A 26,205-nucleotide genomic window follows, 5' to 3' on the forward strand; every position below is an offset into this window, starting at 1 on the left:
GAACACCGTAAAGCGGATGAAAAAGGAATTTACGATGACAGCGGAGCCGGAGCAGATGGTAAAAGGGTATTCCGATCCCATTACCGTGTACCGGGTGGACACATGAGATCTATGCACGACTTGCATTTGGAACCGCGACGAGGACGATGACTGCAACCCAGCAAAACGATGACAACCAAGAGAGGCGGCGGGGCTCATTGGGAACCTTTGCCGGCGTGTTTACACCCAGCATTTTGACGATTCTGGGCATCATTCTGTTCTTGCGCCTGGGGTACGTTGTGGGCGGCGCCGGGCTGGGCTGGGCGTTGGTCATTCTGGTGCTGGCCAACGGTATATCCATTCTGACAAGCGTGTCCCTGTCGGCGATCGCCACCAACATACGCGTCAAGGGCGGCGGAGACTATTATCTCATATCCAGGACGCTGGGACTGGAATTCGGCGGGGCGATAGGCGTCGTGCTTTTTCTGGCGCAATCGGTTTCCATCGGCTTTTACTGCATCGGTTTCGGTGAAGCTGTTGGCAACATGTTTTCAGGAACCGGCAGCGTTCTGCAATCACCGCAAGTGATTGCCGGAATCGCCCTTCTCTTTCTGTTCCTGCTGGCTTGGCTCGGTGCGGACTGGGCCACCAGGTTTCAGTACGTCGTTATGGCAATTCTGGCCCTGGCACTGGTTTCCTTTTTTACCGGAGGCCTCATGCGATGGGAGACCGCCAGGTTGATCGAGAACTGGAGCGCTCCTGAGGCCGGTTCCGGCTTCTGGATCCTTTTCGCCATTTTCTTTCCGGCCGTGACCGGCTTCACCCAGGGGGTCAGCATGTCAGGCGACCTGAAAGATCCGGGAAAAAGCCTGCCCCTGGGCACCTTTGCAGCCGTCGGCATATCGATTGTCATCTATTTTCTGGCGGCCGTGGTCCTGGGTGCAGCGACCCCGCAGCGGGATCTGATGGGGAACTTCGACGCCATGAAACAGGTTGCCCTGTTGGGGGGACTGGTCACGGCGGGCGTTGTCGCCGCTACCCTGTCTTCGGCCATGGCGTCTTTCCTTGGCGCCCCCCGTATTCTGCAGTCCCTGGCCGGGGACCGGATCTTCACCTTTTTATTGCCCTTTGCCAAAGGGGCCGGACCCGACGACAACCCGCGACGGGGGGCCCTGCTGTCCGGCGGCATAGCTGCGGCGACCATTGCCTTGGGAAAACTCAACCTGATCGCACCGGTGGTTTCCATGTTTTTCCTGGTGTCTTACGGCCTATTGAATTACGCCACCTTCTTTGAGACGCGCACCGGCAGCACCGCTTTCCGGCCCAGGTTTCGATTTTACGACGGGCGTCTGAGTCTTTTGGGTGCACTGGCCTGTTTCGGGGTTATGCTGGCCATCGACCTGACAGCCGGGCTGGTGGCACTGACAGTGCTTTTTTCAATTTACCAGTATTTAAAACGTACGGCCGGACCCGCCCGCTGGGCGGACGGCAAGCGTTCATATCATCTTCAACGCGTGCGTGAGCACCTTCTGGCAGCCGCTGCCGAGCCGGAGCACCCCCGTGATTGGCGTCCGCAGCTGCTGCTTTTCACCGACAGCCCAGGCAAAAGAAAGCCGCTCGTCCAGTTGGCCCGGTGGATCGCCGGCGACAGCGGATTGGTCAGTGTCGTCAGGGTCGTAAGGGAACAGGGTGCAAAGGGATTGAAGCGACAGCAGGAAATCCGGGCGGATCTGGAAAGGGAGATGGCCGTTTACGGATCGGACCTGTTTCCCCTGGTGGTCAGGTCGGAAGATTTCGACCAGGGGGTGGACATGCTGGTGCAGGCTTCGGGGATCGGCCCCTTGAAACCCAACATGATTCTCTTCGGCTGGCCGTCGGCGGAGAAACTGGAGGGGCCGCACATTTACAGGACCCTTTACGACCGGCATCTCAAGACAGTGTTCCGTCAGGGCCGCAGCATTATTATCCTGGATGCCAAAGCGGATGCCTGGTCGAAGATGGATGCCACCCCGGAGGTCGAGCGCAGGGTGGATGTGTGGTGGTGGAACGATGCCACCGGGCGGCTGATGCTGCTGCTGGCGCATCTTTTGACACGGCATAAAGACTGGGATCAGGCCCGCATCCGCATTCTGCATGCGGGCCACCGGGAGGGAGACTTCCCCGGACAGGGCGGGCTGAGCACCTTTCTCGAGGAGGTGCGTATCGAGGCCGAGGCCGTCGAGATCGTCAATTCCGATGCGGAAACGATTGCCGCCTGGTCAAAGGATGCCCCTCTGGTCTTTGTCCCGTTTCAACTGAAACACGACCATTCCGTGGACCCGTTCGGGAATCCCATCGAGGAACTTCTCGGCCGGCTGCCCTCCACCGCGCTGGTGCTGGCGGCCGAAGACATTGTTCTGGATGCGGAGCCGGAGGAGGGCCAGGCCGGAGAGATGGCCAGCGTTCGTGATCAATTGTCGGCGGCGGAAAAGCGGGCCCGGGAGGCGGAAAAAGCCGCCGAGAAGGCTTCCCAGGCGTTCGACGAAAAATTGAAGGGGTTGGCGAAGGCCGAATCGCGAAAAGAGCCGGAGAAAATCGAAAAAGCCAGAAGACAAGTGTTTGCAGCCGAAGAGGAGGCGGAAAAGGCCTCGCGGAAAGCCGCCAAAGCCGAAGCCAAGGTGAAAAATGCGCTGCGCGAGGCCGAGGAGTCGGGAGCCGTTTTGCCGGAAGATGACGAGCATACATCGGATGACCGGTAGAAAAGGGGACGGCATCGACCCGCGACAGCCGGCATCTTCCCTGTCGCCCGCTGCAGGATGGGCAAAGAATCGAATTAGACCGAATCACCACGGGAAATATTCAATACAAAACGGCCACGGTGTGGCCGGGTGGGTTTACAAATATGGCGGAAATAAAGAGCACGCTCGATTTGGTGATGGAGCGCACGAGGCATTTGTCCATGTCTCCGGAAGAGCAGGCAGCGCAACGGGCGCACGATTTTGAAAAAAGGTTGCAGGGGCTGTTGCAAAAATACAGCGATGATGCCGTGTCGTTCGATGAATTTCGGGAAAAACTGGCGGCACTGCAGAACGACCAGCAGGTGGACGGGTGTCAGGCGCTGCTGGAGGCGCTGGGCTCCTGGATCGATCCAGCCGGCGACAACGCGCGCTGGCTGCGGATAGTGGAATTTCTTAATCCCCCCGCCCTGGCCGGCCTGAAAGCGGTTCTTGCGGCATACCGCGAAAAAAGGGATGTTCTGCTGGAAGAAACCGGCCGTAAGCGGCTCGATGACCTTTTCAACGGGCAAGGCATCCGCGGCTCGGCCGTCGTGCCCAACCCGGCCGCCGACAACGCGTACCGTGATAGCCTGGCCGCCTTGACACGGGAAACGCTACGCGGCATGGAGAAAGCGCTGCAGGGCACAGGCTGAAACCGCGGCCGCGATGAACGGCCACCATCCAACCCGATCAACCTTTCCATTTATTTAGATAGGGTCCAAGGGGTCCAAAGCGCATAGGTCATAGTCGAGAGCATGCCATGAGCTATGAGCCATGAGCGCATTTCTCGGATCCTTATGGGGAACCATGCAAAGAGGGTTTTCAGACGGGGATGGATGCAAACGCACGCGTCCCCCGGGAGAGCCTTAAATATAACCGAACCACATCCGTTCGACCTGTTCGAAGTTGGCCCTGACCGCCTCGGCTCCGGAGACCACATCGCCGTGGCCGGAAAGCAGCCACCCTGCATCCAGAGTGGACAGGCCGCGGATGCTTTCCTTGAGCAGGCTGCCGTTTCCACCGGGCAGATCCGTCCGCCCCAGGCCGTTCTTGAAAATAACGTCACCGGAAAAAAGTGCCTTTTCCTGCGGCCAGTAGACGGCTATCGATCCGGGAGAGTGCCCGGGGGCGTGAACCACCTGCAGGGCAATGTCGCCGACCTCGAGCACACCTTCCTTCAGAAAAAAATCGGGCATAAATTGTTCCGGGTCGATGGGCACGGCGCTTTTCAGGTAGGCGGCCATTTTCCGAACCAGTTGCCATTCCTCGGCATGCAGGGCGAACAGGGTGCTGCCACCGAACAGGCTGACGGCTTCGACGTGGTCCGGGTGGGCATGGGTGCAGATTACCAGGTCGATGGCGTCGAGGGACAGGCCCGCCTCCCGCAAGCCCCGGCGGACATGGTCGAAATGGGCCGCATGGCCCGGGTCGATGAGGATGTTCTTTTCCCCGGAGCGGATCAGATAGGTGTTGCAGTTGTTGGCGGCAGGCGAGTTCCACAGGTATGCGTGCAAATTGGGTGTCAGTTCCATTGATCCGGCCTCGATAAATTGTTCAGATTAAGAGATGGCGTTTTTTTCAAGAATGCCGTTTTTCATGACAACCTTGACGCTATCGGGCTGGCCGAGGATCGATATGTCTTCCAGCGGGTTTCCCTCCACCACGACGATGTCGGCAATCTTCCCCGGTTCGAGCGTTTCGATCTGATCTTCCCTCTTCATCAATTCCGATCCCGCTCGCGTTCCGGCCACAGTGGCTTCCATGGGGCTCAACCCGGCCGCCGTCAACCTTTCAAATTCCATTCCGTTCATGCCGCACGGGCAGATCGTCGGGTCGCCAAGAAAGCCCGCCCCCAAGCCGATCTTGACACCGGCTGCAATTGCCTTCCGTTTATCGGTAATTTAATAACATTTACAATGATTTATTCATATATGTCAAGCGGTTGTGGCGATCCTTTTGTCCGGTTATCTGGTATTGCGAAACCCTTCCAGCATGTTGGGATGGTGGATTTCATCTTCCTGGTCGATAATGTGACAAACACGGCATTGGCCGTTGGAACCGATGGGGTAGGGGGTCCCCTGATACTGAAGGGGCTGCAAGTTGTCGATATCTTCCCCGAAAGGGTTTCTGGCCGGATAGATGGCGTGAGCGGCACCGTGGCATGCCGTGCAAACGAGACCGGCGTCGTCTGTGCGGTTATGGTAAAGCCGATCGGCCGTCGCTGTCCAGGCGCCGTATGCCACCTGATCGGTTTCAGGGGGGTGGAAATCGACATGACAATTCAGGCAGTCCGGCAGGTTGACCCAGGGGATCCGGGGCCGGATTTGGCTTGGTGATTCAACGGCCCTGGGTGCCAGATGCGCCATCAGTTTTTTCGCGGGTTCGTCTTTACCGGCCTTTTTTTCGGCAGTCAGCAGGCTCAGGGCGTGTTCTTCCAGGCTGAAGTGGCAGTTGACGCAGGTGAGTTCGATTTCACGGTGGATGCCTCTAAAGCTTTGAGTCAGGCCGACGGGCGAGGACGCATGACAGGTGCCGCAGGCCTCGTCCCCCATATCGCCAAGATAATTGGCGTGGAATCCGTGCATGGCGGCCGAGAGGTTCAAGCGTTTGGGGTCGCCTGTAACACCGGGGAGGTTTCCGGAATGACACGACTGGCACAAACGGGGCCGGCCCTTTTTTGCCGCCGCAAGCAGGTCGGTTCGGTTGATCCGGTCGTGGACCTCCAGGATGTTGGCGGCGGTTTCGTCGCTGATACCTGCCCGGCCGTCCACGCGCCAGGGGCCGCCGTGGCACGTTCGGCAGCCCATTTCCGTCGACACGGGCAATACCAGTGACGTTTGCGCCAGGCGCTTTCCGGTTTCCACTTCACGGGCCTCCAGTTTGAAAAGGGGATAGGGGTTGAAGGACCCGTTGCGGCGGTAAGGGGTCACCGGCAGTTCATCCGCGCCGTAAGCCATGGTTTCATTGTCGAAGCGCAGCGTCCCGTTGATGGTGTTGCCTGTAAGGCCGGTGCCGCCGGGCAGCACCTTGCCTGTCAGCGACTTCGATTGTTTCCAGAAGTCCACATGTGCCGCAGGATTGTCATGGTCGTTCCCCACGGCGTAGGTGATCGCCACATCTTCGGTGACGATTTCGGGCGTCTCGCCGCGCCTGATCAGCTGGGCGCGGATGGAACCGGTAGGCGGCCCAAGGGACCAGAAGGCATTACAGTCAGACATGATCTGCATACCGCTTTTACTCCAGGCCAGAAGCACATATGCTGACGTTTCCGAATCAAAGGCTTCCGGGGTTACTTCCAGCGGAATTATGGGCTTCTGTTTTGCGATGGGGGCGGTTTTACCGTGCAGTCCCTCGACAAGATAGCGCGCCAGGGCGCGCCGTTCGTCAGCGGTGCCCATGAAAGGCGGCATGTATTGCAGAATTTTTCCCTGTCCGGCCAGCTGGGCCTGCATGCCGACACGTGAAAAGTGGGCGGTTCGCGGAAGAATGTCGTTCATGGGGCCGCCGATGGAATGGCAGCCGGAGCAGGCGATCCTGAAAATTTCCCGGCCGGCTTTCATTTCATTGGCCGGGGTCAGGCGACGGCTCCGGACCCAGCGTGCACTTTTCAAGAGGCCCTCCCGGTTGATATCGGCTTCCTGACCGACCCGCACCGATGTCGAGTAGGTGTGCCCGAGGATGAGGTAGGGCCGCCTGCCCGCCTCTCTGATCCATTCGAACGCTCCCATGTAGACGAGCCCCAGGACAAGGCACAAAAAGGCAGCTGTCACCTGGAGGTTTGCAGGTATCCGCAGGCGCAAGATCATGGCCAGAATCAGCAGGACCGGCAAGAGTCCGCCGAAAACGGACAGGGCCGGAACAATTTCCGGGGAATGGCCCCGAAGCATGATCCTGGCACTTTCCGGCAGTACGGAATAGTACCACAGGGCGGCAAGCACCATGACCGGCAGGGGGAAGATCAGCCACCGGCTGCAGTAGCCGAGCAGCCGGTTTCTGAAACCGGCATCGGCAAGGAACACCGCCGTCAGAAACCCGAAAATACCGGCTAAAAACAGGGAAAGCGCCGTGCGGAAAAAAAGAGCCGGCAGCATGGAGGGGTTGAAAAAGCCGTTCCAGAAACTTCCGGTCTTCAGCCATTCGCCGGGGGTTAGCATGAAATCAATGATGCCGTTAACGAAAAAGAGAGAGAGCCAGGCAAAAATAAAATAGAGCCACCCGATTTTGAGATGCGACGACCGGTCGATGTTGTCGAAGCGGTAGTAGTAAAGAAAGAGAGCGACTATTTCCCCCAGGAAGCAGACCCACTCCGTGGCCCAGCCAAAGAGAAAGGTGTGCACCAGGGTGGATGTGACAGTGGGACTCAACAGGGAGATGGTGAACCAGATGCCGACCCCGGTGATGCCGCCGAACACCATGGTCAATAAAAGAAAGAAACGGGTGTGCGACCGGACGTAGGCCAGGAGGCGTTCGTCCTTTTCGCGATAGGCCTTCATTTCGGTCAGGACCAGAAAAAGCCCGCCACCGACGGCAAAATGGGCGACATAAACGTGCAAAACCGCGATGACGACCATCAGCAGGCCGCCGCCGGAAAAAGCCAATTCCCACACCGGATAGTTCATGAGGCCGCCTCCGGTTTTTTTCCGAACGCCAGTTTGAGCATGTACGTGACGCCGACAGCGCCGATGCCGAGGGCAACCAGAAACAATACCAGAGAACCGTACTGGGGAACGACCTTCAGAGTGGAGAGCGTGAAATAGGGCTCCAGACTGGATGTGCGCAAGTGGTCGCGCATGATTACCATGCATGCAATGGTCAACACGGTCGAGACAACGCAAGGTTTCGTTTGGTTCCGGAATGAAAACACGAGGGAGAGGATCGTTCCCGTAAGTCCCAGTGCAAAGGATGTGGTCGCGACGGAGGACCCTCCCATGAAAAGGCCGGTCAGATGGCGGGGGAGGGACGCAAGCCACCAGGATCCCACGACGAACTGCAGCAGGGTGGCGCCGGCGAACCAGCGCAGCCCCTGTTCGATATGCCGGTGGTGCCGGCTGTTGCCCCCGCGGCCTTTCACCTCCCACACAAGGGCCAGGAACAGGCCGCCGACGGCAACGGCGGACAGGACAACGTGCAGGTATCGCGGGGCCAGCGTGGGCTCGGAAAGGTTAAGCAGGAGGCCGTTGGGGGCGTCGAAATATCGGGGCCATTTTTCCGGCGAGAGCATCATGGTCATGTTGTTTGAAAAAAAGAAGCCGATGATCAGCAGGATGGCGACGGTCAGCCCCATGAAGACGATTCTGGCCGAACCGACGGCGTCGAAGCGATAATGATAGAGATAAGCGCTGTAATAAGCGATGATCAAAAGGGCGATAATGGAGAGCCAGTAGACGGCCATCATTATCGAGCTGGTGTAAATGAACTGACCGTACAACGCCTGGATGAAGAGCAGGGGCGCCACCCCCATGTTGACGGTAAAGGCGATGGCATAGGGCAGTTTCGAACCGATTTCCCGGTTGCTTTCCCCGGTCCGGGAGGCGGTGAAAACAGATTGGGCCAGGGCAATGATACCGATGCCCAGCATGGTGTTCATGCAGAGAAGATGCAGCAGAAAGGTGCTCAAGAGTAAAAGCTTGAGCCACCCCCAATGCACGGGAATGGCGTCGGCCGCCGGAATGAGTGTTGCGGGGTCCATAGTCAATTTCTATAACGTTTTAAAGCGTTTTCTGCAAATTCAGCGACCCCTTTTTGATGAAAATCCTGATGCCAATAGAGCGAGATCTTCGTCTGATCGCTCAACAGGTTTTCCAGTGTTGCACGTACGGATCTTTCCCGTATGGCACCGGCTGTCAGGGCGGCAAGGCCCCTGTGTTCGGCATCGGTGGATTGCAGGTGGGGCAGGAGAAACGGTCCCGCGTCCATGACCAGCGCCGGCCGGGTGTCAGCCAGCCTCGCCAGTCCCCACAACAGCCCTTTCTGCAGTTCCGCATGTTCGAGAAAATTTCCGTCCGGGTTGATGTAGGAAACCAGTATGCGGTGATATTCATCGGCCAGCCTTCGATGGCAAGCGGTTATTTCGCCCATGGCTTCCGGCGATCCCCAGCCGATGCCACCGGATTCATCGTTCAGATTCCATATCAGGCGGCGCATGACGATTCGGGACGCTTCCATGTCGGTATGGGCCAGATTCGATACAACCGCTCCCATGGCGGAGACCGCATGCCATTTTATCGGGGGGCTCATGTGGTACAGGCAACCGAAAAGGGCGTTGACAACCTGCCTGGCGGGCATGGCCGTCAGGCAGGCCAGGCTTTGCCGCAGGTCGGGAGCGGAGAGGTATTCAAGGATCTCTTTTTTTAGCTGTCTGGTACCCATAAATTTTCACGCCCAAACGGGCACAACGAAGCATAAAACAAGGGACTATATGGAAATGTCATAACTATCTTCTAAACAATAGAAAATGAAAATTTATAAAATAAAAGCGCTAAAAATAGGCGTCCGGTGTCTCGGCTTTAACGTGGTGCCTTTAAAAGCGACATGAAACTGAATTTTGAGGTTGAGGCCTGTTTTTAATGAAGGTGTCCTAGAAGGATATGACGTCGAAACCATCCTGGATGTAGCCGGACATGGACGGATGCCCGTGCATGTCGTCCAGCAGTTCCAGTCCTTCCGTCTTTACGACGTCCAGCGTACCCATTTTCCCCGCACAGGCCTTGCAGGCACCGGCGACAAGCCCGGCAGCCCTGGTTTTTTCCCACAACCCGTGCAGGGGATTGTCGGTTTGGGCGAGGGCCGGGAGCAGCCCGGTGGCCGCCCCTTCGACGACCACCGCGGCCTGGTAGCCTTTGGCCTTCATGTCCAGGGCGTTCAGCAGCACGTGGATGAAGCACATGGGATCACCGTTGAATACAAACAGTGCGATTTTTTTCATAACTCAACTTTCCCGACAATCAATAAAACCGTGGCACACGATTTTATTCCCAGTAGATACAATCTTCCGGGCAGTATTTTATGGCGTCGTCGACGTCGTCGACAGGATATACATCGAGCTCGGCGACCTCGATGTATCCGGCGTCGTTCATCCTGAAGACTGATGGCGCCACGGCGATGCACCCCTCACAGAGCGTGCAGCGTGCGATATCAACCGCAGGCTTGCGCAACGGCCTGTCCAATCTCTTTCCCGTAGTTATAGCAAGCCGCCAAGGCGTCGGCATCGGGGATGTACTGGATTTTCATGCCCGGTTCGACGATATCGAACTTCATGGCCTCGAGTTCATCCCTGATCAGTTTGACCGACTCGCCGCTCCAGCCGTAGGAGCCGAAGACACCGCCGATTTTATTAATCGGTTTCAACCCTTTCATGTAGCACAGGGTGTCGGCCACCGTGGGGAACATTTGGTTGTTGAGCGTCGGGGAGCCGACGACAACGGCCTTGGCGTCCAGCACCTCGGTCATGATGTCGCTGCGATGGCTGCTTCTGATGTGGATGGGCCGGACGTACACCCCCTGATCGGCGATTCCCTTGGCAATGGCTTCCGCCATCTCCTTGGTGCTGTTCCACATGGTGTCGTAAACGACAACCGCTTTTTTTTCGGCCGCCTGTTCGCTCCACCGGGCATAGGCGTCGATGATTTTGGCCGGATCCCTGCGCCAGATGATGCCATGGTCCGGGCAGATCATGCCGATTTCCAGTCCCAGATCCGTCACTTTGGAAATCAACTTGAGGATGAGCGGGGAATAAAGCATCAAAATATTCGCGAAATATTTTTTGGCCTGATACATGATTTCATCACCGGCCGTGTCATCGAATTTTTCGAAACCGGCATAGTGCTGCCCGAATCCATCGCTTGAAAAAAGGATTTTATCTTCTTTCAGATAGGTAAACATGCTGTCCGGCCAGTGGATCATTCTCGTTTCGAGGAAGGTCAGGGTCCGTTGACCGAGGCTCAATTCCTGGCCGGTTTTTACCGGTTGATAGTTCCATTTTTGCGGGAAGTGTTTGGCCAGGTTCTTGGCCCCCATTTTGGAGCAGTAAAGCGGCTTTTCCTCGCCGATGCGGTGCATGACCCGCGGCAGGCCGCCGGAGTGGTCCATTTCCGTGTGGTTGCTGACAACGATGTCGATCTTGGCCGGGTCGACCACCCTGGCGATGTTGGCGAGAAGCTGATCGGCAAAGGGGGCTTTGACGGTGTCGATCAGCGTGATTTTTTGATCCATGATCAGATAGGCATTGTACGTGGTGCCGGCATAAGTCGAATAACCGTGAAAGTCGCGGATATTCCAATCCGCGACACCGACCTCGTAAATGCCTTTGGCGATTTCGACAGGTACCATGTGTTGACCTCTGTAGTGGCGATTGACAATGTCCGGGCGCTTTTCACCTCGAACGTCAGTAAAACGGCGACAACGTCCCGGACGATTGTCAGGTTAGGGAAGAGCGCCGCGGACGATGCTATTCTTCTTTTTCAAAGTCGTCTTTGGAGGCACCGCAAATAGGGCACTCCCAATCGTCCGGTACATCTTCCCATTTCGTCCCGGGAGCGACGTCGTTGTCAGGGTCCCCCTCTGCCGGGTCATACACATAGCCACAGATGGTGCATACATACTTATCCATTTTTTTCTCCTTTTGCTGCGGGTTCACGCCTCGATTTCCGATACAGGAAGCTTCGGCGCATGGATTAAAAGGTTTGTGCGCTAAACGCTTTTTTAAGGGGCTATCGAAGCCAACAAAAAATGCCGGCCTTTACCGATCGCACCCGACGATTCATTTCAAAATGACGAACACACTCCTGCTACCCTTAGAACAGGATGCCTATTTTTTCAAGTCGGGCAGCCATCATTCACCCCAAAGGCTTGAACAATTTTTTCCCGGCACCGCAGATGGGGCACTTCCAATCATCGGGCAGATCCTCGAACCGGGTTCCCTTGGGAATTTTCCCCTTTCTGTCACCCTTGTCAGGATTGTAGATGTACCCGCAGTTGACTGTCTGGCACTGATACATTTCTTCCGGTTTTACCATTTTTTTCTCCTGATTGATGTCGGTTTTGATATCGTCAATACTCGCTCACAAGTTCGGAAACTTTTTTTTCTATTCGGTCACGGACCTCGTTCATGAACGCGAGCGGCTTTTCAGACGGATCCGGGAGATCCCAATCCAATCGCTCCACCCCCGGAATATAGGGGCATTCTTCACCGCAGCCCATGGTGACGATTATTTCCGGCTTAGATGTTTCGATGACCTGATTCAGCTCGCGGGGCCGGTGGAAGGCCATATCGATGCCTTTTTCAGCCATCGCCCGAACCATCAACGGGTTTAACGCTTGCACCGGTGCACTTCCGGCCGTCATCACATCCAGACGGTCGCCGCCGAGGATTGTGGCAAACGCACCGGCCATCTGGCTGCGGCATGCATTTTCCCTGCAGGCGAAGAGGATCTTTTTGCGTGGTTCGGCCGGTACCAGTTTATCGGCGATGAACGTTTCGATATCTTCGTCGAGGCCGGGGACCTTGAGCATGGCTTGCCGGTCCTCGACATTGCGATAGGTAATGCTGCCGGCGAAGTCGGCGTCGATTGCATCGAAAAAATATTTGGCCACCAAATGCACGCCATCGAAGAGCTGGCGCCCGCCGCTGCCTCCCATGGAAAGCAAGCACCCCTTGCGGCGTTTTTTCAAGGGGTCGGAAAGCCTGAAGCGGTATTTTCTCGACCAGAGCGTTTGCGACCGATCGATGAGTGCTTTTATCTGAGCGGTGACATTGTAAAAAAAGACCGGTGAAGCCAGCACAACGATCTCCGCCTCCCTCAGCAGGTCGTAGATTTCACCCGTCATGTCATCATCGTCAATAATGCAAACCCCTTTTTTTTCGCAATACCCGCATCCCCGGCAGGGTTCGATGTTTTTTTTCGGCACGTCGACGGTGACGGTTCGCATACCCTGTGCCTCGATGGCATCCATGAAGCGGGACAAGAGATAGTTCGTGCTCCCATTTTTTCGGGGGCTGCCTTGTAGACCGAGTGCGAGCATGGGGGACCCTTTATAGCGTTTGACAGAATAAGGTTTCGAAATCAAATCATAAAATCGTGGTACACGATTTTATTTTACGTGACATTTGGAACAGGTCGTCGGGCCACTGGGATTGCCGGCCCTTTTTTCATCCTTGTGGCACTTGACGCATTGCTTGTTCATCACCTGCTTCTTCTGCAGCTGGCCGGCCGTTTTCATGTTTTTAATACTGCCTGTTTCTTTGGGAAAAACGGCATGGCAGGTGCTGCAGTCCTCGAGTCGATCCTGGTGGTCGCGATGCGGGAAGGGGACATCGCCCCGCGAGCCGCCGTAGATCTTAATGTTTTCGGCGCCCCGGTCGGCGGCCCCGGCAAACGCAACGGCGGAAACGATGAGGAACACGATTCCGACGAATACCATACTGGTTTTCATTGCTACTCCTTTGGGGTGACGGCGGCGCAGCCGCGTTTCATAAAAAATGGCGTCTGCACGGGAAGCATGCAGACGCCGTTCTTTGTATTAGTAAGCTTCTTCCAGCGACAGGTCTTCCTCGCTGATTTTCTTTGAAAACACGGCATAGACCCAGATCTGGTAAACCAGGACGATGGGAATGAAAAGGATGACCACGATCAGCATGATCCTCAGCGTCAAGGGACTGGATGATGCATTGAAAGCCGTCAGGCTGTAGGCCGGATCGATGCTTGAGGGAAACAGGTTGGGGAACAACCCGATGACGCCGAAAAACGTGCAGAACACGATGGTGGCCGCCGAAGAGAGCCAGGCCTGAAGATAGGCCATCTTTGCCAGAAAGAATTTAATGCCGATAAGGGCGGCGACCGCTGCAAGGGGAACCAGGAACAACAATGGATAGGCCAGGTAGTTGGCATACAGCGGTGTGAAGATGGCCGTAGCGGCCAGGAAGACCACCGCCACGCCCAGCAGAACCGGCCATAACCCCTTGGCGGCGGAAGCGGCCCGGTCGTGAAGATCCCCGTCGGTTTTGACAGCCAGCCAGAGGGCGCCGTGCACCAGAAAAAGCGCAACGAACAGCAGGCCGCCCAGAATTCCGTAAGGATTCAGCAGGGTAAAAAGGTTGCCTTGAAAAATACCCTCCTGGTCGATGGGGACTCCCTTGAATATATTGCCGAAAGCCACCCCCAACAGCAGCGCCGGGGCAAAGCTGCCGATGAAAATAGCAGCATCCCACACCTTGCGCCACAGAGGACTGTCGACCTTTCCCCTGAATTCAAAGGATACGCCCCTTAAAATCAGGGCGAACAGGATGAGCATCAGCGCCGAATAAAGGGATGAAAACATGACCGAATAGACCAGAGGAAAGGCCGCAAAGGTCACACCGCCGGCGGTGATCAACCAAACTTCGTTCCCATCCCACAAGGGCCCTAGAGAATTGATCATTTTGCGCTTGTCCTGGTCCGATTTACCGAGGAACGGATACAAGGTCCCCACGCCGAAGTCGAAACCGTCGGTCATGAAGAACAACGCCCATAACAGACCCCATAGAAAAAACCATACTGCTTGTAAGACCATGTCACCCCCCATAAAAAACCGTTTTTCGCATCCTCGCTGGACAATGCCGGCAATCAGCCGATGTTCGCCGAATCGAGGTGTGTGAAAATCGATATAGAATAATGTATGCGTTGTTAACCATCAGCAGGTTCAGGTCCTTTGGCGGCATTCTTGGCGATCAGGTAGAGTCCCACCAGCCCCAACAAGCCGTAAACCAGAATAAAGGCAACCAGAGATGTGAGAACCTGTGAAGCAGCCACGGGCGATGCCGCTTGCGTGGTCTTGAACAGGCCGTAAACGATCCAGGGCTGGCGGCCGACTTCCGCCAGAACCCATCCCATCTCGATGGCGATGTAGGGCAGGGGAATGGCGAAAAGCATGATCCAGAGGTACCAGGTGTGTTCCAAAAGTCGCTTTCTCAGGGCCAGGCCGACAATGGTCAGGAGCGGGAAAAGGGTTCCCAGGGCCACCATTGTTCTGAAGGATAACAGAGAAAGCAGGACCGGTGGCCGTTCTTCCCTTGGGAAATCCTTCAGTCCCTTTACCACTGCATTGGGGTCATGATACCCCAACAGGCTGAGCAGATATGGTAATTTACCGATTTCAATAGAATTTTTCTCATGTTCTTCATCGGGTACGGCGAACAGAATGATGGGTGCCCGGGCCTGGGTTTCCCAGTGCGCTTCCATGGCCGCCAACTTGGCCGGCTGTGCCTCGGCGACATGCACGCCATGCATGTCCCCGGTAGCGGCGACGACAATGGAGGCGACCAGGCCGAAGATCAGCGCTATATCGAAGGATTTGAGGGCAAACGACACATGCTGTTTTTTGATCAGATGATAGGCGCTGACACCCATGACGAAAAAAGCGCTCAGCAGCATGGCCGCCGGTACGGTGTGAACAAATTCGAGAATGGCAAATTTATTGGTGATGACGGCGCCGAAATCCGACAATTCGGCCCTCCCGTTCCTGATGACATACCCCACGGGCTGCTGCATCCACCCGTTGGCAATCAAAATCCAAAGGGCGGAAAGGTTGCCGGCCAGGGCCACCAGCCACATGACGGCGGCGTGAGCCTTTTTGGAGAGCTTTTTCCAACCAAAGATCCAAACACCGATGAAGGTCGATTCGAGAAAGAAGGCCACGGTGGCCTCGATGGCAAGCAGAGATCCGAAGATGTCGCCCACGTATGCGGAATAGCGTGACCAGTTGGTTCCGAATTGAAATTCCAGGGTAATGCCGGTGACGACACCGAGGGCAAAATTGATCAGGAACAGTTTCCCCCAGAACTTGGTCATCCTGAGATAGGTTTCATCGCCCGTCTGCACATATCGGGTTTCCATGACGGCTATGATGATCGAGAGACCCAGTGTCAGCGGAACGAACAGGAAGTGAAACATGGTTGCGGCTGCAAACTGCAGCCGCGAGAGCAATACAACGTCCATGACGACTCCTTAACAGCTAAATAATCGCTGGATTAACGATGGCAGGTCGGACAGAAATGCTGGAAATGGTTATGCGCCGCCTTCGAGAGTGCATTGGGTAAAATCGATCTCCTTGCCGCATTTGGCGCAGTGATGAACTTTGTCAAATTCATCCGAAAAGATCTCTTTGGCTTCGCCGCACGCCGGGCATTTGCATGAAAACGACTTGAGGTTTTTGAACTGTTCGTAACCGGGGCAATGTTGTGGTGTGGACATGATGACCTCCAATACACGTTTTTTAATTTACATCAGAAGCGATACATTTCAAATGATGGCATCACAGTCGATGCGCTGGCGCTTTGGTGTTGATTACGACACCATTGAAACGCTCAGATCAAGTGAACGCTTAATGAATCATACCTTAATTTTTTGTGCAATCTGTTTTCCATATTCCTGCGCCATTTGAATGCCTCCGCCGAGGCTGCTTGATTTCAGCCTGAGTGGACCGCTGACCATATCCATCCGGAAGATGTTGGCCATGGTTTCGAAGATGCGGTCCGGTGCCTCGCCACTCCATCCGAAGGCGCCGAATCCGCCCCCTACCTTGTTTTGCAGGGCCGCTTTTTCGGCCAGAAAAAGCATGGTTTTCATTGCCTGCAACATCTCGCCATGATAGGTCGCGGATCCGAATACATAAGCGTCGTATCCATCGAGGTCGGTTTCTTTTTTTATGTCCTTGACATTTTTGACACCAGCCTCGTGGCCGGTGAAACGGACGCCTTCGGCGATGAGGTTGGCGATTTTTTCGGTTTCACCCGTGCGCGAGGCATAAACGACGAGTACGTTTCCCATTGTACAACTCCCTTTTAATTCGGATGTTCCCTCAACTTAGGCAACCGTTAGATGCGTTTGTCCTTGCCGTCGAATTCACAGTCAGGTGTGTAGCATGTATTGTCTAAAAATTCACACTTCTGTTTACAGGACGGGCACTGGTCCGGCGGGGCGTCCGCTTCCAGAGCGTATCCACAGTTCGAGCATTTCCAACTGGCCATGATGGTATCTCCTCTCTTTTTATTCGCCGGCACCCAATTCGGATGGGGCCGGTCTTTTCATCAATTCGCGGTCGATCATGAACAGGCCGCTTTTGTCATCCTTAACGAGTCTCAGCTGTTCGAGGACGCCGCTTGCGTTTTCCTCTTCCTCCACTTGCTCGGTAACAAACCACTGCAGAAAAATATGGGTGGCATGATCGCGCTCATTATCGGCGATTTCCACCAGGTCATCGATCATGGCGGTCACCTTTTGCTCATGCGCCAAGGTGTCCTCGAACACCGCTAGGGGAGAATCCCATTCATGGGGCGGCGTATCGATGGCGGCCGGAATGAACCGGCCGCCACGCTGATTGATGAACTCATAAAACTTCATGGCATGAACGAGCTCCTCCTTGGCCTGTTGATACATCCAGTTGGCGAATCCGTCCAGGCTGATGGATTTGAACCAGCCGTTCATGGACAGATAGAGGTAGGAGGAATACATTTCTGCGTTGAACTGAGCGTTCAATGCATTTTGCACGTTTTCGTTCAGCATTTTCTATCCTTTCCAGAGGCCGTGCAGGTTGCAGTAGGCCCGCGGGGTGACATCGGTTGCATCCGTTTTGAACACCGCTTCCGGGGCATCGCCCGGTTTGAGGTAATGGACGAGACTCTCGGGGCCCGCCAAAAGCTCGATCCATTCGATGTAATGTTTTTCCTCCATTGGATGGGCGACATCGCCCACCTTTACCTTGAAGCCGCCGTCGATTTTTTCAAGTACGGGGACATGCTTTTCCTTGGCGGCATCGACCGTGTTTTCGGTCATCAGCACCATGGCCTGTCCGCAGCACACCAATTCGCCTTCACCGCCGTGGAAAACCTCGACAATATTTCCACAAAGCTCGCACTTGTAAACTTCGCCTCTCTTGGCCATTTTTAAATCTCCTTTCTTTCGTTTGTTGGTTCTAATGTCAGGTTCGACGTTTCCGGATTACCAATTCTCTCCCAAAAGCTCGAAATGGGCCTGGGGATGTGCGCATGCCGGACAAGTTAACGGGGCCTCCTGACCTTCATATAGGTACCCGCAGTTTCTGCAGCGCCACGTGACGCTTGCATCGCGTTTGAAAACTCTGTCGGCCTCGATGTTGGCCGCCAGGTCGAGATAGCGCTTTTCATGCTGCTTTTCAGCCACCGCGATGGCTTCGAAAATCATGGCTTCGGCCTCAAAGCCTTCAGCGCGTGCTGTTTTGGCAAATTCCGGATACATGGTGGTGTGTTCATAATTTTCGCCACCGGCAGCTTCCTTCAGATTTTCCAGTGTCGATTCGATGGCACCAGCCGGAAATGCCCCCGTGATTTCCACCTCTCCGCCCTCCAGCAATTTAAACAGTCTTTTGGCGTGCTCCTTCTCCTGTTGGGCGGTTTCTTCGAAAATGTGCGAGATCTGTACGTACCCCTCCTTTTTGGCTTTGCTGGCAAAATAGGTGTAGCGGTTTCTGGCCTGGGATTCGCCGGCAAATGCCGTCAGAATGTTTTTCTCAGTTTGTGTTCCTTTTAGATTACCCAATGTTTTCTCCTTTCTTTATTGCGGTTGTTGTCGTCTATAAGGCTGTCAGGGACAGTCTTTGCCCCGCCAGTCCTTTTCCAAGTGTTTCCGGCGTTCGACTTCAGCCAATTTTTTTATTTTATAGGCGGAATCGCGGAGGATACCGTACAAAACACCGCAGCCGGTATCTTCCCTTTCCGCATCGCCTATATTGGCTAGATCGATCATCTGGTCCGTCAACAAAAGGGTCTTTTTAATATTTTGATCACAGGCTTTCACAGACATCACATCTCCGCTGGTTAATGTGGGCCGCCAAAGGGCGACCGGCCATCTAGCTGTGTTTCATAACTTAATCAAGATGCGTGCCAGAGATGCGTTTCACTGTCATTTTTCCCTTTTTAAAAGTCAGGTCATTTGCAGAAGGCGCTTCCGGGACGTTGACCGTGTCATCGCTGCCGAGATCCGAAAACTTAACCTTCTGTTATTTCATTGATATTAGCGATTCCTGTTTGCGGGAGTATCGGGAGCCATCACGCTTGGCCTCGGATTCGGCAGCGTTTCACGGCCCTGCCTGCCACGGCGGTTGCAGCCTGCTGCAGACGGTGGCAAACGGTGCAAAACATCAGGCCCTTTGTATTTTAATTATATGTAACCTCCTGAAAATACTTTTATAGATTGTAATAAGGCTGTATCACGAAAGTATGTGATACAATAGTGTCTCGTAAGACAAGCTTGAACAATTTCATGCTACGTGCCGTCCTGTTCACGCAGGGTCGGGCGTCATTCGAGAAAGAGGTCGGTACTGATGTAGCGCTCTCCGGTACTCGGCAAAATGACGACGATACATTTTCCTTTTGAATCGTTCCGCCGGGCAATTTTCAGGGCGGCGGCCATGGCGGCCCCGGATGAGATGCCGCAGAGAATACCTTCTTTTCTTGCCAGCAGGCGCGCGTTTTCAAACGCCTCTTGATCGCTCACCGTGACGACTTCATCGATGAGCTCCGTGTCCAGATTAAGGGGAATGAACCCGGCTCCGATACCCTGAATTTTGTGCGGCCCCGGTTTGCCGCCTGAAATAACGGGCGAGGCTTCAGGTTCCACGGCAATGGCTTTGAAGTCGGGCTTTTTCTCCTTTATGGCCCGGGCAATACCGGTGATCGTGCCGCCGGTACCCACGCCGGAGACCAGAACGTCCACCTGGCCCGCTGTATCTTCCCAGATCTCCTTGGCGGTGGTAATCCTGTGTATATCGGGGTTCGCAGGGTTTTGGAACTGGTTCGGCATGAACGTGTCGGCTCGACCGGCGGCAATCCCTTCGGCCTTCTTTATGGCGCCCGGCATACCTTCGGACCCCGGTGTCAATACCAGATCGGCTCCCAAGTGCTTGAGCAGTTTGCGGCGTTCGAGGCTCATGGTTTCCGGCATGGTCAGGCAGAGACGATAGTTCTTCGCCGCCGCGATAAATGCCAGCGCGATACCCGTATTGCCGCTGGTGGGTTCCACGATAAGGGTGTCCGGGCCGACCAGGCCGTCCAGTTCCGCCTGATCGATCATGGCGGCGGCAATGCGGTCCTTGACGCTGCTCAAGGGGTTGAAAAATTCGAGCTTTGCAAGCAGGTCACAGGATTTGTTTTCAAAAAGCCTGCGTATGCGTACCAGGGGCGTCATGCCGATGGTGTTCTGTATTCCGGGAAAAATGTTCATGGAAGCCTCCTTTAGCAAGTCCCGCCTGTTGGGAACTTAAGTTCCTTTAAGGGAATGCCTATGACGGCTTGGACGTCATATATTTCAGCTCCGGTTCGTTCATGATGACTTTTGTATGGGGTGGAACCGAAGCGGTGATCCAGACATTGCCGCCCACGATGGAATGTGCGCCGATAACGGTGTCACCGCCCAAAATAGTGGCTCCGGAGTAGATGATCACGCCGTCTTCGATGGTCGGATGCCGCTTGGTCCCCCTCAGCCGCTCGCCTGCATCCCGTGGCAGTGAAAGGGCTCCCAGGGTGACGCCCTGGTAGATGCGGACGTTTTTGCCGATATGGGTGGTTTCACCGATGACGACCCCGGTACCGTGATCGATGACAAACCCTTCTCCGATGGTTGCCCCGGGGTGAATATCGATGCCGGTGACGCTGTGGGCATATTCGGTCATGATGCGGGGGAGCAGGGGGACCTCCAGAACGCTTAGTTTATGGGCCACCCGATACACCATCAGGGCGAATACCCCCGGGTAACTGAAGATGATTTCATCGTGACTTTTAGCGGCAGGGTCGCCTTCATAAACGGCAGAGATGTCGGTTGCCAAAAGGCGCCTCATCCGGGGGATCGACTCGAGGAAAGCGAGCGCCAGTTCATTCCCCCGGTCGGTGCAATCCACACACGCCTGCTCATAGCGGAAGCAGTCATGGCGGATGCTGAGGCAGATCTGCTCGGCCAGCAAGTCGAAGAGGCTGGTAACCGCCTGCCCGATGGTATACCCCATGTTGATCGGATCCAGCTTCTCGTTCGAAAAATAGCCGGGAAAGAGAATGCCCCGCAGGCGTTGTATGATGTCGATGACTGAAGCCCTTGAAGGGATGGGTTCATAGTCTATATGGGTATAGCAGGTGTCCTCGTCGCAGTTGGCGATGATTTTTTCGACGATTTGGGGCAGTTTTTCCCTGTAGCGGGTCAGTACGGCAACATCGGCCCTGCAGGATGCGTTATGCGTTTGACTGCTTTCTTCGCTCATGGGTTTTCCCGTCTGTCGTAGACGTGCGTCGTGCCTGCCCCGACGGCCGATGTCTGGGCACGCCCCGCCTGTCTCGTCTCCCTGAGTTGAACACGCTCCACGGCAAGCCGCAGGGAATGCGGCCCGCCATCGCAGTTTGAAATCCGGTTTTCAGGAGGCCTTGCGCTGGCTCCAAAAGGGCGAAAGGTCGCGCAGTCGCTTAATAATGGGCGGCGTGTGTTCGATGATGTAGTCGATTTCTTCTTCGGAATTGTAATCGCTCAAACTGTAGCGAATCGAACCGTGGGCGGCGGTAAAAGGCACGCCCATCGCCCTCAGAACATGGGACGGTTCCAGGGATCCCGACGTGCAGGCCGAACCGGAAGAGGCGCATATGCCCAACTCGTTCATCATCAGGAGGATGGCCTCGCCTTCTATATATTCATAGCTGATGTTGGTGGTGTTTGGCAGCCTGTGTTCGGTATCCCCGTTGACCATGGTGTTGGGTATGCGCTCCAAAAGGTTTTTTTCCAGCTTGTTTCGCAGGGCGCCGGTTTTTTCAGCAGAGGCATTCAGACGTTCGAGGGCAAGTTGGGCTGCTTTTCCCAGTCCGATGATGGAGGCTACGTTTTCGGTTCCGCCCCTGCGGCCATGCTCCTGGTGGCCGCCGATAAGGAATGGGGAAAACTTGGTGCCCTTTTTAACATAGAGGACTCCCACTCCTTTTGGCGCATGGATTTTATGGCCGGAAAGAGAGAGCATATCGACCCCGGCGGCTTTTACGTCCACCTTGACCTTGCCCGCTGCCTGCACGGCATCTGTATGGAAGACCACCCCTTTTTCTCTGACGGCGGCCGCTATTTCGTGCACCGGGTAAATTACGCCCGTTTCGTTATTGGCCCACATGACGCTGACAATGGCGGTTTCGGCGGTCAGGTGTTCATAAAGGAAGTCCAGGTCGAGATTACCGCGTTTGTCCACCGGCACAAACGACACCTTGTAGCCTTTTCTGGAGAGATGTTCAAAAAGATTTTTTATGGCCGGATGTTCGACACGGGTCGTGATGATGTGCTTCCTGTTGGGAAAGGCTTCGATGGTGGCCCACACGGCCGTGGAGTCGCTTTCCGTTCCGCAGCTGGTGAAGACGATCTCTTCCGGCTCGGCGTTGATCAGCGCCGCGACGCGTTCGCGGGCCTCGAGTATTTCCGTTGCCACGGTGCCACCGAAGCTGTGCATGCTCGACGGATTGCCATATCTCTCGCTGAAAAAGGGAAGCATCGCTTCAAGCACTTTTTCGTCCACCCGGGTCGTGGCGTTGTTGTCCACATAAATTGTCTTCATTGCATCACCTCTTCCACCACCAGCTCAGGGGATACGAGATCCTTTATTTTTTTCTCCACGTAATTTTTCAACGTCAATTGTGATGAAGCGCAATTGGAGCAAGTCCCGCGCAACTTGACGTAAACGGTCCCGTCGTTGAAATCCACCAGTTCGATATCACCGCCGTCCTTTTTCAGGGCGGGCTTGACCTCACGGTTGAGGGTTTCCTCGATTAGCCTTATTTTCTGGATGTTGGTCAGGTTTTCCATCTTTTGCCGTTCGGTGATGGACTCGCCTCTGACCGCTTCGATGATGTCGCGTATGCGGTCGTGGCAGTTCCCGCAGCCACCCCCGGCCTTCACGTAGTCGGTGACATCTTCGACCGTGGTCAGACCATTCTCTTTGACCGCCCGCTCTATCTCGAGGTTGGTGATACCAAAGCACTCGCAGACGATTTCGCCCTCCTTTTCTTCTACTTTTTCACCCCTGTAGTTGGCGATGGCTTGTTCGAGGGCGTCGCGCCCCATAACGGAGCAGTGCATCTTTTCCTTCGGGAGCCCGCCCAGGTATACGGCGATGTCTTCGTTGGTGACCTTGGCGGCCTCTTCCAGCGTGAGCCCCTTGATCATTTCCGTCAAGGCTGATGACGAAGCGATGGCGCTGGCGCACCCGAAGGTTTGAAACTTGGCATCTTTGATCTTGCCGTCATCGTCCAGCTTGAACGTCAGTTTGAGGGCATCGCCGCAAGCGAGCGAGCCCACCTCACCGATACCGTCGAAATCATCGATGAATCCGACGTTGCGGGGATTGATGAAGTGGTCTTTGACTTTATCGGTATATTCCCACATGCGTACCTCCTGGGGTTTGGTGCCGTTTTCGGAAACCGGTTGAACGGTTGAAAAGACCCTGCCACTTTAATTGGCAGGCCCGAGTTCTTCCAACAAGGATAATCACTTTTTACTGGTGTGCAAGGCAGTTGTGGCTACCGGCGATCTTTCGGGCTATGATACCATGTGGCAGTTCTGTTGTCGAGACTTTTTCAAGGCCCGATGGCTGCATTCAAGCCCCCCACATCCCCGCAAGTTCAGGTTTCCCCTTCGCTTCAACAAACGGCATGGAATGCGTCCGCTGTGACGGTACATGGTTCAGTGGTGGGTCCGTCAGAAAAAATGTCTCACAATGTTGTATGATACAATGTGTATCAAGAGAAGGGTGATGAGACATGGTGGTGGACCTGTTTGACGGCACCACCGCCCCAGTCGGCCGAGCATCGGCGGTCGCACAACCTGGACGCGCCGATCGTCGAAAGCGCCTGGAGCCTTACGGGTGGCTCCGGGCGCAACGGGGTTGCCGTGTCTGTTCCGTATTCCTCCGGTGGTGGATGATATGCGGGTGGCGGATCGGGATTAAGCCCTTTTCAGGGCCACCAGTTCCTTGCTGAGAAGACTGATGTGTGACATCTCTTCTTTGATGATGGCATCCACCCGGACCACACCGAGCTCTTCCGGAACCAACGCTTTCATGCCCAGGTAAAAGACAATGGAATCTTTTTCGGCGGTTATGGCTTCTTTGAGAATTTCCTCCAGGTTGCCGGTGTCGATGCTTTTTTCAAAAAAGACCTTGGTGTCGGCCAGGGCTTTGAGGTAAAGCACGGCTTCACCATCAGGGTCGAAGGTGGTGCTTTCCTTTTCCTTGGCTGACAACCGAGACCGGATGTCCGCGAAGGTTTTTTCGTGCTGGTCTTCCATGGCGGCGAGATCCTGCAACAGTTTAACCGCAGCCGGGTCTTCGATCTTACCGGCGCATTCCCTGTAAAAGGCGGCACCGTTTTTTTCGATCTGTTCGGCCATTTGAAGAATTTCATCTGCGTTGAAATCGTAGTTCATGCGTTACCCTTTCGTCGTGTCGTTATGGGATCGGAGGCGTTACCTTCGACTAAAAAACCGCCTAATTATTAATGGGTTGTGAATTTGTCTGTCAACATAAATTTGAATTCCCCGCCGCTTGCTGCAGGGATAAGAATTTTGGCCTTTCGCATGAAAGGGACGACTTGCCGCGGCGTCTTGCCCGGCATAGCTCCCAGAGCGAAGACGGAAGCTCGTAGAGTGAAGACGGACGTCGCGTTTCATAAAATCGTGAAAGACGATTTTATTCTTTCAGCTTGCATTCCGCATCCCATTCGGGGCAGGCTTCTTCCATGGGCTTCTCGAACTTCAGCATGCACTCGCCGCATTCCAGTTGGACGTTGGGCATATCCCCATATTTTTCTTTGATCTCTTCGGGGCTGAGCACCTGGGCATAGCTGCAGCCGCACTGGGGGCAGGCGGTTTTAATGTGATAATGTTTTCTTTTTGCATTCATGACGTCCTCCTTGTTTTGGTTTGGAATTAACCCTTACCGGTGTAAAAAACAAAGCAACAATCGTACCACCTTGGCCGAGGCAACATAATTCAGGCGCGGCCGTCGCACTGGCACGTTTATTGTATTTAGCATGTCAGGCATAGAAACAGCAACCCGATGACAGATAATAAGGAGGCAACATGGCACAGGTAAAACTCAAAGGCAATCCCGTACAAACGTCCGGGACGCTGCCGGCGGTTGGTAGCACCGCACCGGATTTCAGACTGACCGGCACAGATCTCAAGGACGTATCCCTGAGTCAATTCAAGGGGAAAAAGGTTGTGTTCAACATTTTCATGAGCCTTGACACCAGCACGTGTGCCGCATCGGTGCGGCGTTTCAATTCCGAACTGGCCGATAGAGAAGACACGGTCGTCCTATGTATTTCCCGTGACCTGCCTTTCGCGCATGCCCGTTTTTGTGAAGCCGAAGGCATCAAAGGGGTGATCTCGCTTTCCGATATGCGCGACAGGTCTTTCGGCAGGGATTACGGCATCGAACTCAAAGACGGACCCAATGAGGGGCTGCTGGCGAGATCCGTGATCGTTTTGGACGAGAACGGCACGGTGGTCTACACACAGCAGGTCGATGAGTTGTCGTCAGAACCGGACTATGAAAGTGCCCTGGCCGCAATTGCCGCCGGTCAGGATCCTTTGCCGGTCTGCACCACCGCCTTTTCCGCGGAAGATTCAAGGGGCGACGGTACCGATGAACCCTGCGACGACGGTCGGGCCGGATAACTTGTTTCCGCTCGAGACAAGGGGACAATACAATGCATGTGGCTCGATATACAGGTGTCAATCACCTGGCCATGGTGACAGGGGATATGGATGCGACCATTCGTTTCTGGCGGGATTTTTTAGGCATGCGGCTTGTGGCCGGTCTTGGATCGCAAAGATACCGTCACTATTTCTTTGAAATTTCCCCCCAGGACATGATCGCGTTTTTCGAATGGCCGGGCGTGGAAAGCATTCCGGAAAAAGATCACGGTGTCCCGGTCAGGGGACCCTTCGCTTTTGACCATGTGAGCATTGGTGTGGCCGGGGATGAGGATCTGTGGGAACTGAAAGGCCGGTTCGAAGCGGCAGGGTTGTGGGTTTCGGAGGCTATCGACCATGGCTTCATCCACTCCATTTATGCCTTCGACCCCAACAACATTCCCATTGAATTCAGCGCTCCCGTTCCCGAAGTCGATGTTCGGAAGTACCCCAACATGTTGGATCGATCCCCGTCTTCCGCCGCCCGGGAGGGCATCGAGCCCGTCCCCGGCAGGTGGCCCGAAGCGGCGATAACCGATGACCATACGATTTATCCTGGTGAAGGTCGGGTTTTCGCAGGTACAAAAGACCCGGCAGACGAATCAGGGGGAGATGCCAAGGATGGATTATAGAGAAGAACAGGATTCGTTGGGGACGGTCGCCGTTCAGGCCGGTGCCTACTATGGCGCCCAGTCGGAAAGGGCCAGGCAGAACAGCATCCACAGCGGCCTGCAACTGCCTGCGGCCTTTATTGC

General features: G+C 55.1%; 31 protein-coding genes and 1 pseudogene. 5 read left to right on the forward strand and 27 right to left on the reverse strand.

The window, feature by feature from the left end; translation table 11 throughout:
- The first annotated feature begins 146 nt into the window (after positions 1-146).
- The gene (locus tag LJE94_18480; protein ID MCG6912084.1) at positions 147-2,717 is read left to right on the forward strand and encodes an amino acid permease; all 2,571 of its coding nucleotides are present in this window, start codon (positions 147-149) and stop codon (positions 2,715-2,717) included.
- Positions 2,718-2,860: 143 nt separating this feature from the next.
- Entirely contained in the window at positions 2,861-3,388 is a 528-nt protein-coding gene (locus tag LJE94_18485; GenBank protein ID MCG6912085.1) for a hypothetical protein, read from the forward strand.
- Positions 3,389-3,601: 213 nt separating this feature from the next.
- Here the strand turns inward: LJE94_18485 and LJE94_18490 are convergent, their stop codons facing one another.
- The 25 genes from LJE94_18490 to nifU all read right to left on the reverse strand — a co-directional run bounded on the left by LJE94_18490 (position 3,602) and on the right by nifU (position 23,140).
- Positions 3,602-4,267: an MBL fold metallo-hydrolase gene (locus LJE94_18490; protein ID MCG6912086.1), complete on the reverse strand. Its 666-nt coding sequence runs from the start codon at positions 4,265-4,267 to the stop codon at positions 3,602-3,604.
- Positions 4,268-4,294: 27 nt separating this feature from the next.
- Positions 4,295-4,636 (reverse strand): amidohydrolase family protein, encoded by a 342-nt coding sequence (locus LJE94_18495; GenBank protein MCG6912087.1) that lies wholly within the window; start codon positions 4,634-4,636, stop codon positions 4,295-4,297.
- Positions 4,637-4,699: 63 nt separating this feature from the next.
- Positions 4,700-7,354: a cytochrome ubiquinol oxidase subunit I gene (locus LJE94_18500; protein ID MCG6912088.1), complete on the reverse strand. Its 2,655-nt coding sequence runs from the start codon at positions 7,352-7,354 to the stop codon at positions 4,700-4,702.
- On the reverse strand, positions 7,351-8,424 hold the full coding sequence (locus LJE94_18505) for a hypothetical protein (GenBank protein ID MCG6912089.1): 1,074 nt from the start codon (positions 8,422-8,424) through the stop codon (positions 7,351-7,353). Before LJE94_18505 ends, LJE94_18500 begins: the two co-directional genes overlap by 4 nt.
- Before the next feature lie 2 nt (positions 8,425-8,426).
- The gene (locus LJE94_18510) at positions 8,427-9,104 is read right to left on the reverse strand and encodes a HEAT repeat domain-containing protein (protein ID MCG6912090.1); all 678 of its coding nucleotides are present in this window, start codon (positions 9,102-9,104) and stop codon (positions 8,427-8,429) included.
- 208 nt (positions 9,105-9,312) lie between these two features.
- Positions 9,313-9,660: a cytoplasmic protein gene (locus LJE94_18515; protein ID MCG6912091.1), complete on the reverse strand. Its 348-nt coding sequence runs from the start codon at positions 9,658-9,660 to the stop codon at positions 9,313-9,315.
- Between the two features lie 43 nt (positions 9,661-9,703).
- Entirely contained in the window at positions 9,704-9,943 is a 240-nt protein-coding gene (locus tag LJE94_18520) for a ferredoxin (protein MCG6912092.1), read from the reverse strand.
- Complete coding sequence (locus LJE94_18525) at positions 9,870-11,063, reverse strand: flavodoxin domain-containing protein (GenBank protein MCG6912093.1); 1,194 nt, start codon at positions 11,061-11,063, stop codon at positions 9,870-9,872. Before LJE94_18525 ends, LJE94_18520 begins: the two co-directional genes overlap by 74 nt.
- A gap of 118 nt (positions 11,064-11,181) precedes the next feature.
- On the reverse strand, positions 11,182-11,343 hold the full coding sequence (locus LJE94_18530; protein MCG6912094.1) for a rubredoxin: 162 nt from the start codon (positions 11,341-11,343) through the stop codon (positions 11,182-11,184).
- 226 nt (positions 11,344-11,569) lie between these two features.
- On the reverse strand, positions 11,570-11,749 hold the full coding sequence (locus tag LJE94_18535) for a rubredoxin (protein ID MCG6912095.1): 180 nt from the start codon (positions 11,747-11,749) through the stop codon (positions 11,570-11,572).
- Between the two features lie 34 nt (positions 11,750-11,783).
- Positions 11,784-12,755: an NAD(P)H-dependent oxidoreductase gene (locus tag LJE94_18540; protein MCG6912096.1), complete on the reverse strand. Its 972-nt coding sequence runs from the start codon at positions 12,753-12,755 to the stop codon at positions 11,784-11,786.
- A gap of 69 nt (positions 12,756-12,824) precedes the next feature.
- Positions 12,825-13,166 (reverse strand): cytochrome c family protein, encoded by a 342-nt coding sequence (locus LJE94_18545; GenBank protein ID MCG6912097.1) that lies wholly within the window; start codon positions 13,164-13,166, stop codon positions 12,825-12,827.
- Positions 13,167-13,253: 87 nt separating this feature from the next.
- Entirely contained in the window at positions 13,254-14,282 is a 1,029-nt protein-coding gene (gene cydB / locus LJE94_18550; GenBank protein ID MCG6912098.1) for a cytochrome d ubiquinol oxidase subunit II, read from the reverse strand.
- 113 nt (positions 14,283-14,395) lie between these two features.
- Entirely contained in the window at positions 14,396-15,706 is a 1,311-nt protein-coding gene (locus tag LJE94_18555; protein ID MCG6912099.1) for a cytochrome ubiquinol oxidase subunit I, read from the reverse strand.
- A 69-nt stretch (positions 15,707-15,775) separates the two neighbouring features.
- Positions 15,776-15,961, reverse strand: coding sequence for a hypothetical protein (locus tag LJE94_18560; protein ID MCG6912100.1), 186 nt, complete (start codon positions 15,959-15,961; stop codon positions 15,776-15,778).
- Positions 15,962-16,099: 138 nt separating this feature from the next.
- Entirely contained in the window at positions 16,100-16,537 is a 438-nt protein-coding gene (locus tag LJE94_18565) for a flavodoxin domain-containing protein (GenBank protein MCG6912101.1), read from the reverse strand.
- A 47-nt stretch (positions 16,538-16,584) separates the two neighbouring features.
- Entirely contained in the window at positions 16,585-16,737 is a 153-nt protein-coding gene (locus LJE94_18570) for a hypothetical protein (GenBank protein ID MCG6912102.1), read from the reverse strand.
- Positions 16,738-16,756: 19 nt separating this feature from the next.
- Positions 16,757-17,272 (reverse strand): ferritin, encoded by a 516-nt coding sequence (locus LJE94_18575; GenBank protein ID MCG6912103.1) that lies wholly within the window; start codon positions 17,270-17,272, stop codon positions 16,757-16,759.
- 3 nt (positions 17,273-17,275) lie between these two features.
- Entirely contained in the window at positions 17,276-17,650 is a 375-nt protein-coding gene (locus tag LJE94_18580; GenBank protein ID MCG6912104.1) for a desulfoferrodoxin, read from the reverse strand.
- Positions 17,651-17,707: 57 nt separating this feature from the next.
- Entirely contained in the window at positions 17,708-18,283 is a 576-nt protein-coding gene (locus LJE94_18585) for a rubrerythrin family protein (GenBank protein ID MCG6912105.1), read from the reverse strand.
- A 45-nt stretch (positions 18,284-18,328) separates the two neighbouring features.
- On the reverse strand, positions 18,329-18,547 hold the full coding sequence (locus LJE94_18590) for a hypothetical protein (GenBank protein ID MCG6912106.1): 219 nt from the start codon (positions 18,545-18,547) through the stop codon (positions 18,329-18,331).
- 495 nt (positions 18,548-19,042) lie between these two features.
- Complete coding sequence (cysK, locus tag LJE94_18595) at positions 19,043-19,966, reverse strand: cysteine synthase A (GenBank protein MCG6912107.1); 924 nt, start codon at positions 19,964-19,966, stop codon at positions 19,043-19,045.
- A gap of 58 nt (positions 19,967-20,024) precedes the next feature.
- Entirely contained in the window at positions 20,025-20,993 is a 969-nt protein-coding gene (locus LJE94_18600; protein MCG6912108.1) for a serine acetyltransferase, read from the reverse strand.
- 150 nt (positions 20,994-21,143) lie between these two features.
- Positions 21,144-22,313 (reverse strand): cysteine desulfurase NifS, encoded by a 1,170-nt coding sequence (gene nifS / locus LJE94_18605; GenBank protein MCG6912109.1) that lies wholly within the window; start codon positions 22,311-22,313, stop codon positions 21,144-21,146.
- A complete protein-coding gene (gene nifU / locus LJE94_18610; protein ID MCG6912110.1) occupies positions 22,310-23,140 on the reverse strand; it encodes a Fe-S cluster assembly protein NifU in 831 nt (276 codons plus the stop codon). The genes nifS and nifU overlap by 4 nt, the downstream gene beginning before the upstream one ends.
- Before the next feature lie 390 nt (positions 23,141-23,530).
- Here nifU and LJE94_18615 point away from each other — a divergent pair, with 390 nt between their 5' ends.
- Positions 23,531-23,677 carry a hypothetical protein gene (locus tag LJE94_18615; GenBank protein MCG6912111.1) on the forward strand — a complete coding sequence of 49 codons (147 nt, stop codon included), beginning with the start codon at positions 23,531-23,533 and terminating at the stop codon, positions 23,675-23,677.
- Positions 23,678-23,698: 21 nt separating this feature from the next.
- Here the strand turns inward: LJE94_18615 and LJE94_18620 are convergent, their stop codons facing one another.
- On the reverse strand, positions 23,699-24,178 hold the full coding sequence (locus LJE94_18620; protein ID MCG6912112.1) for a ferritin family protein: 480 nt from the start codon (positions 24,176-24,178) through the stop codon (positions 23,699-23,701).
- Between the two features lie 262 nt (positions 24,179-24,440).
- Positions 24,441-24,653: a hypothetical protein gene (locus LJE94_18625; GenBank protein MCG6912113.1), complete on the reverse strand. Its 213-nt coding sequence runs from the start codon at positions 24,651-24,653 to the stop codon at positions 24,441-24,443.
- Positions 24,654-24,832: 179 nt separating this feature from the next.
- Between LJE94_18625 and tpx the strand changes: the two are divergent.
- Positions 24,833-25,327, forward strand: a pseudogene (gene tpx / locus LJE94_18630) (thiol peroxidase).
- A 143-nt stretch (positions 25,328-25,470) separates the two neighbouring features.
- Positions 25,471-26,082, forward strand: coding sequence for a VOC family protein (locus tag LJE94_18635; protein ID MCG6912114.1), 612 nt, complete (start codon positions 25,471-25,473; stop codon positions 26,080-26,082).
- The last annotated feature ends 123 nt before the right edge of the window (positions 26,083-26,205 follow it).

Source organism: Deltaproteobacteria bacterium (assembly GCA_022340465.1).
In the GTDB taxonomy this organism is placed as follows: domain Bacteria; phylum Desulfobacterota; class Desulfobacteria; order Desulfobacterales; family B30-G6; genus JAJDNW01.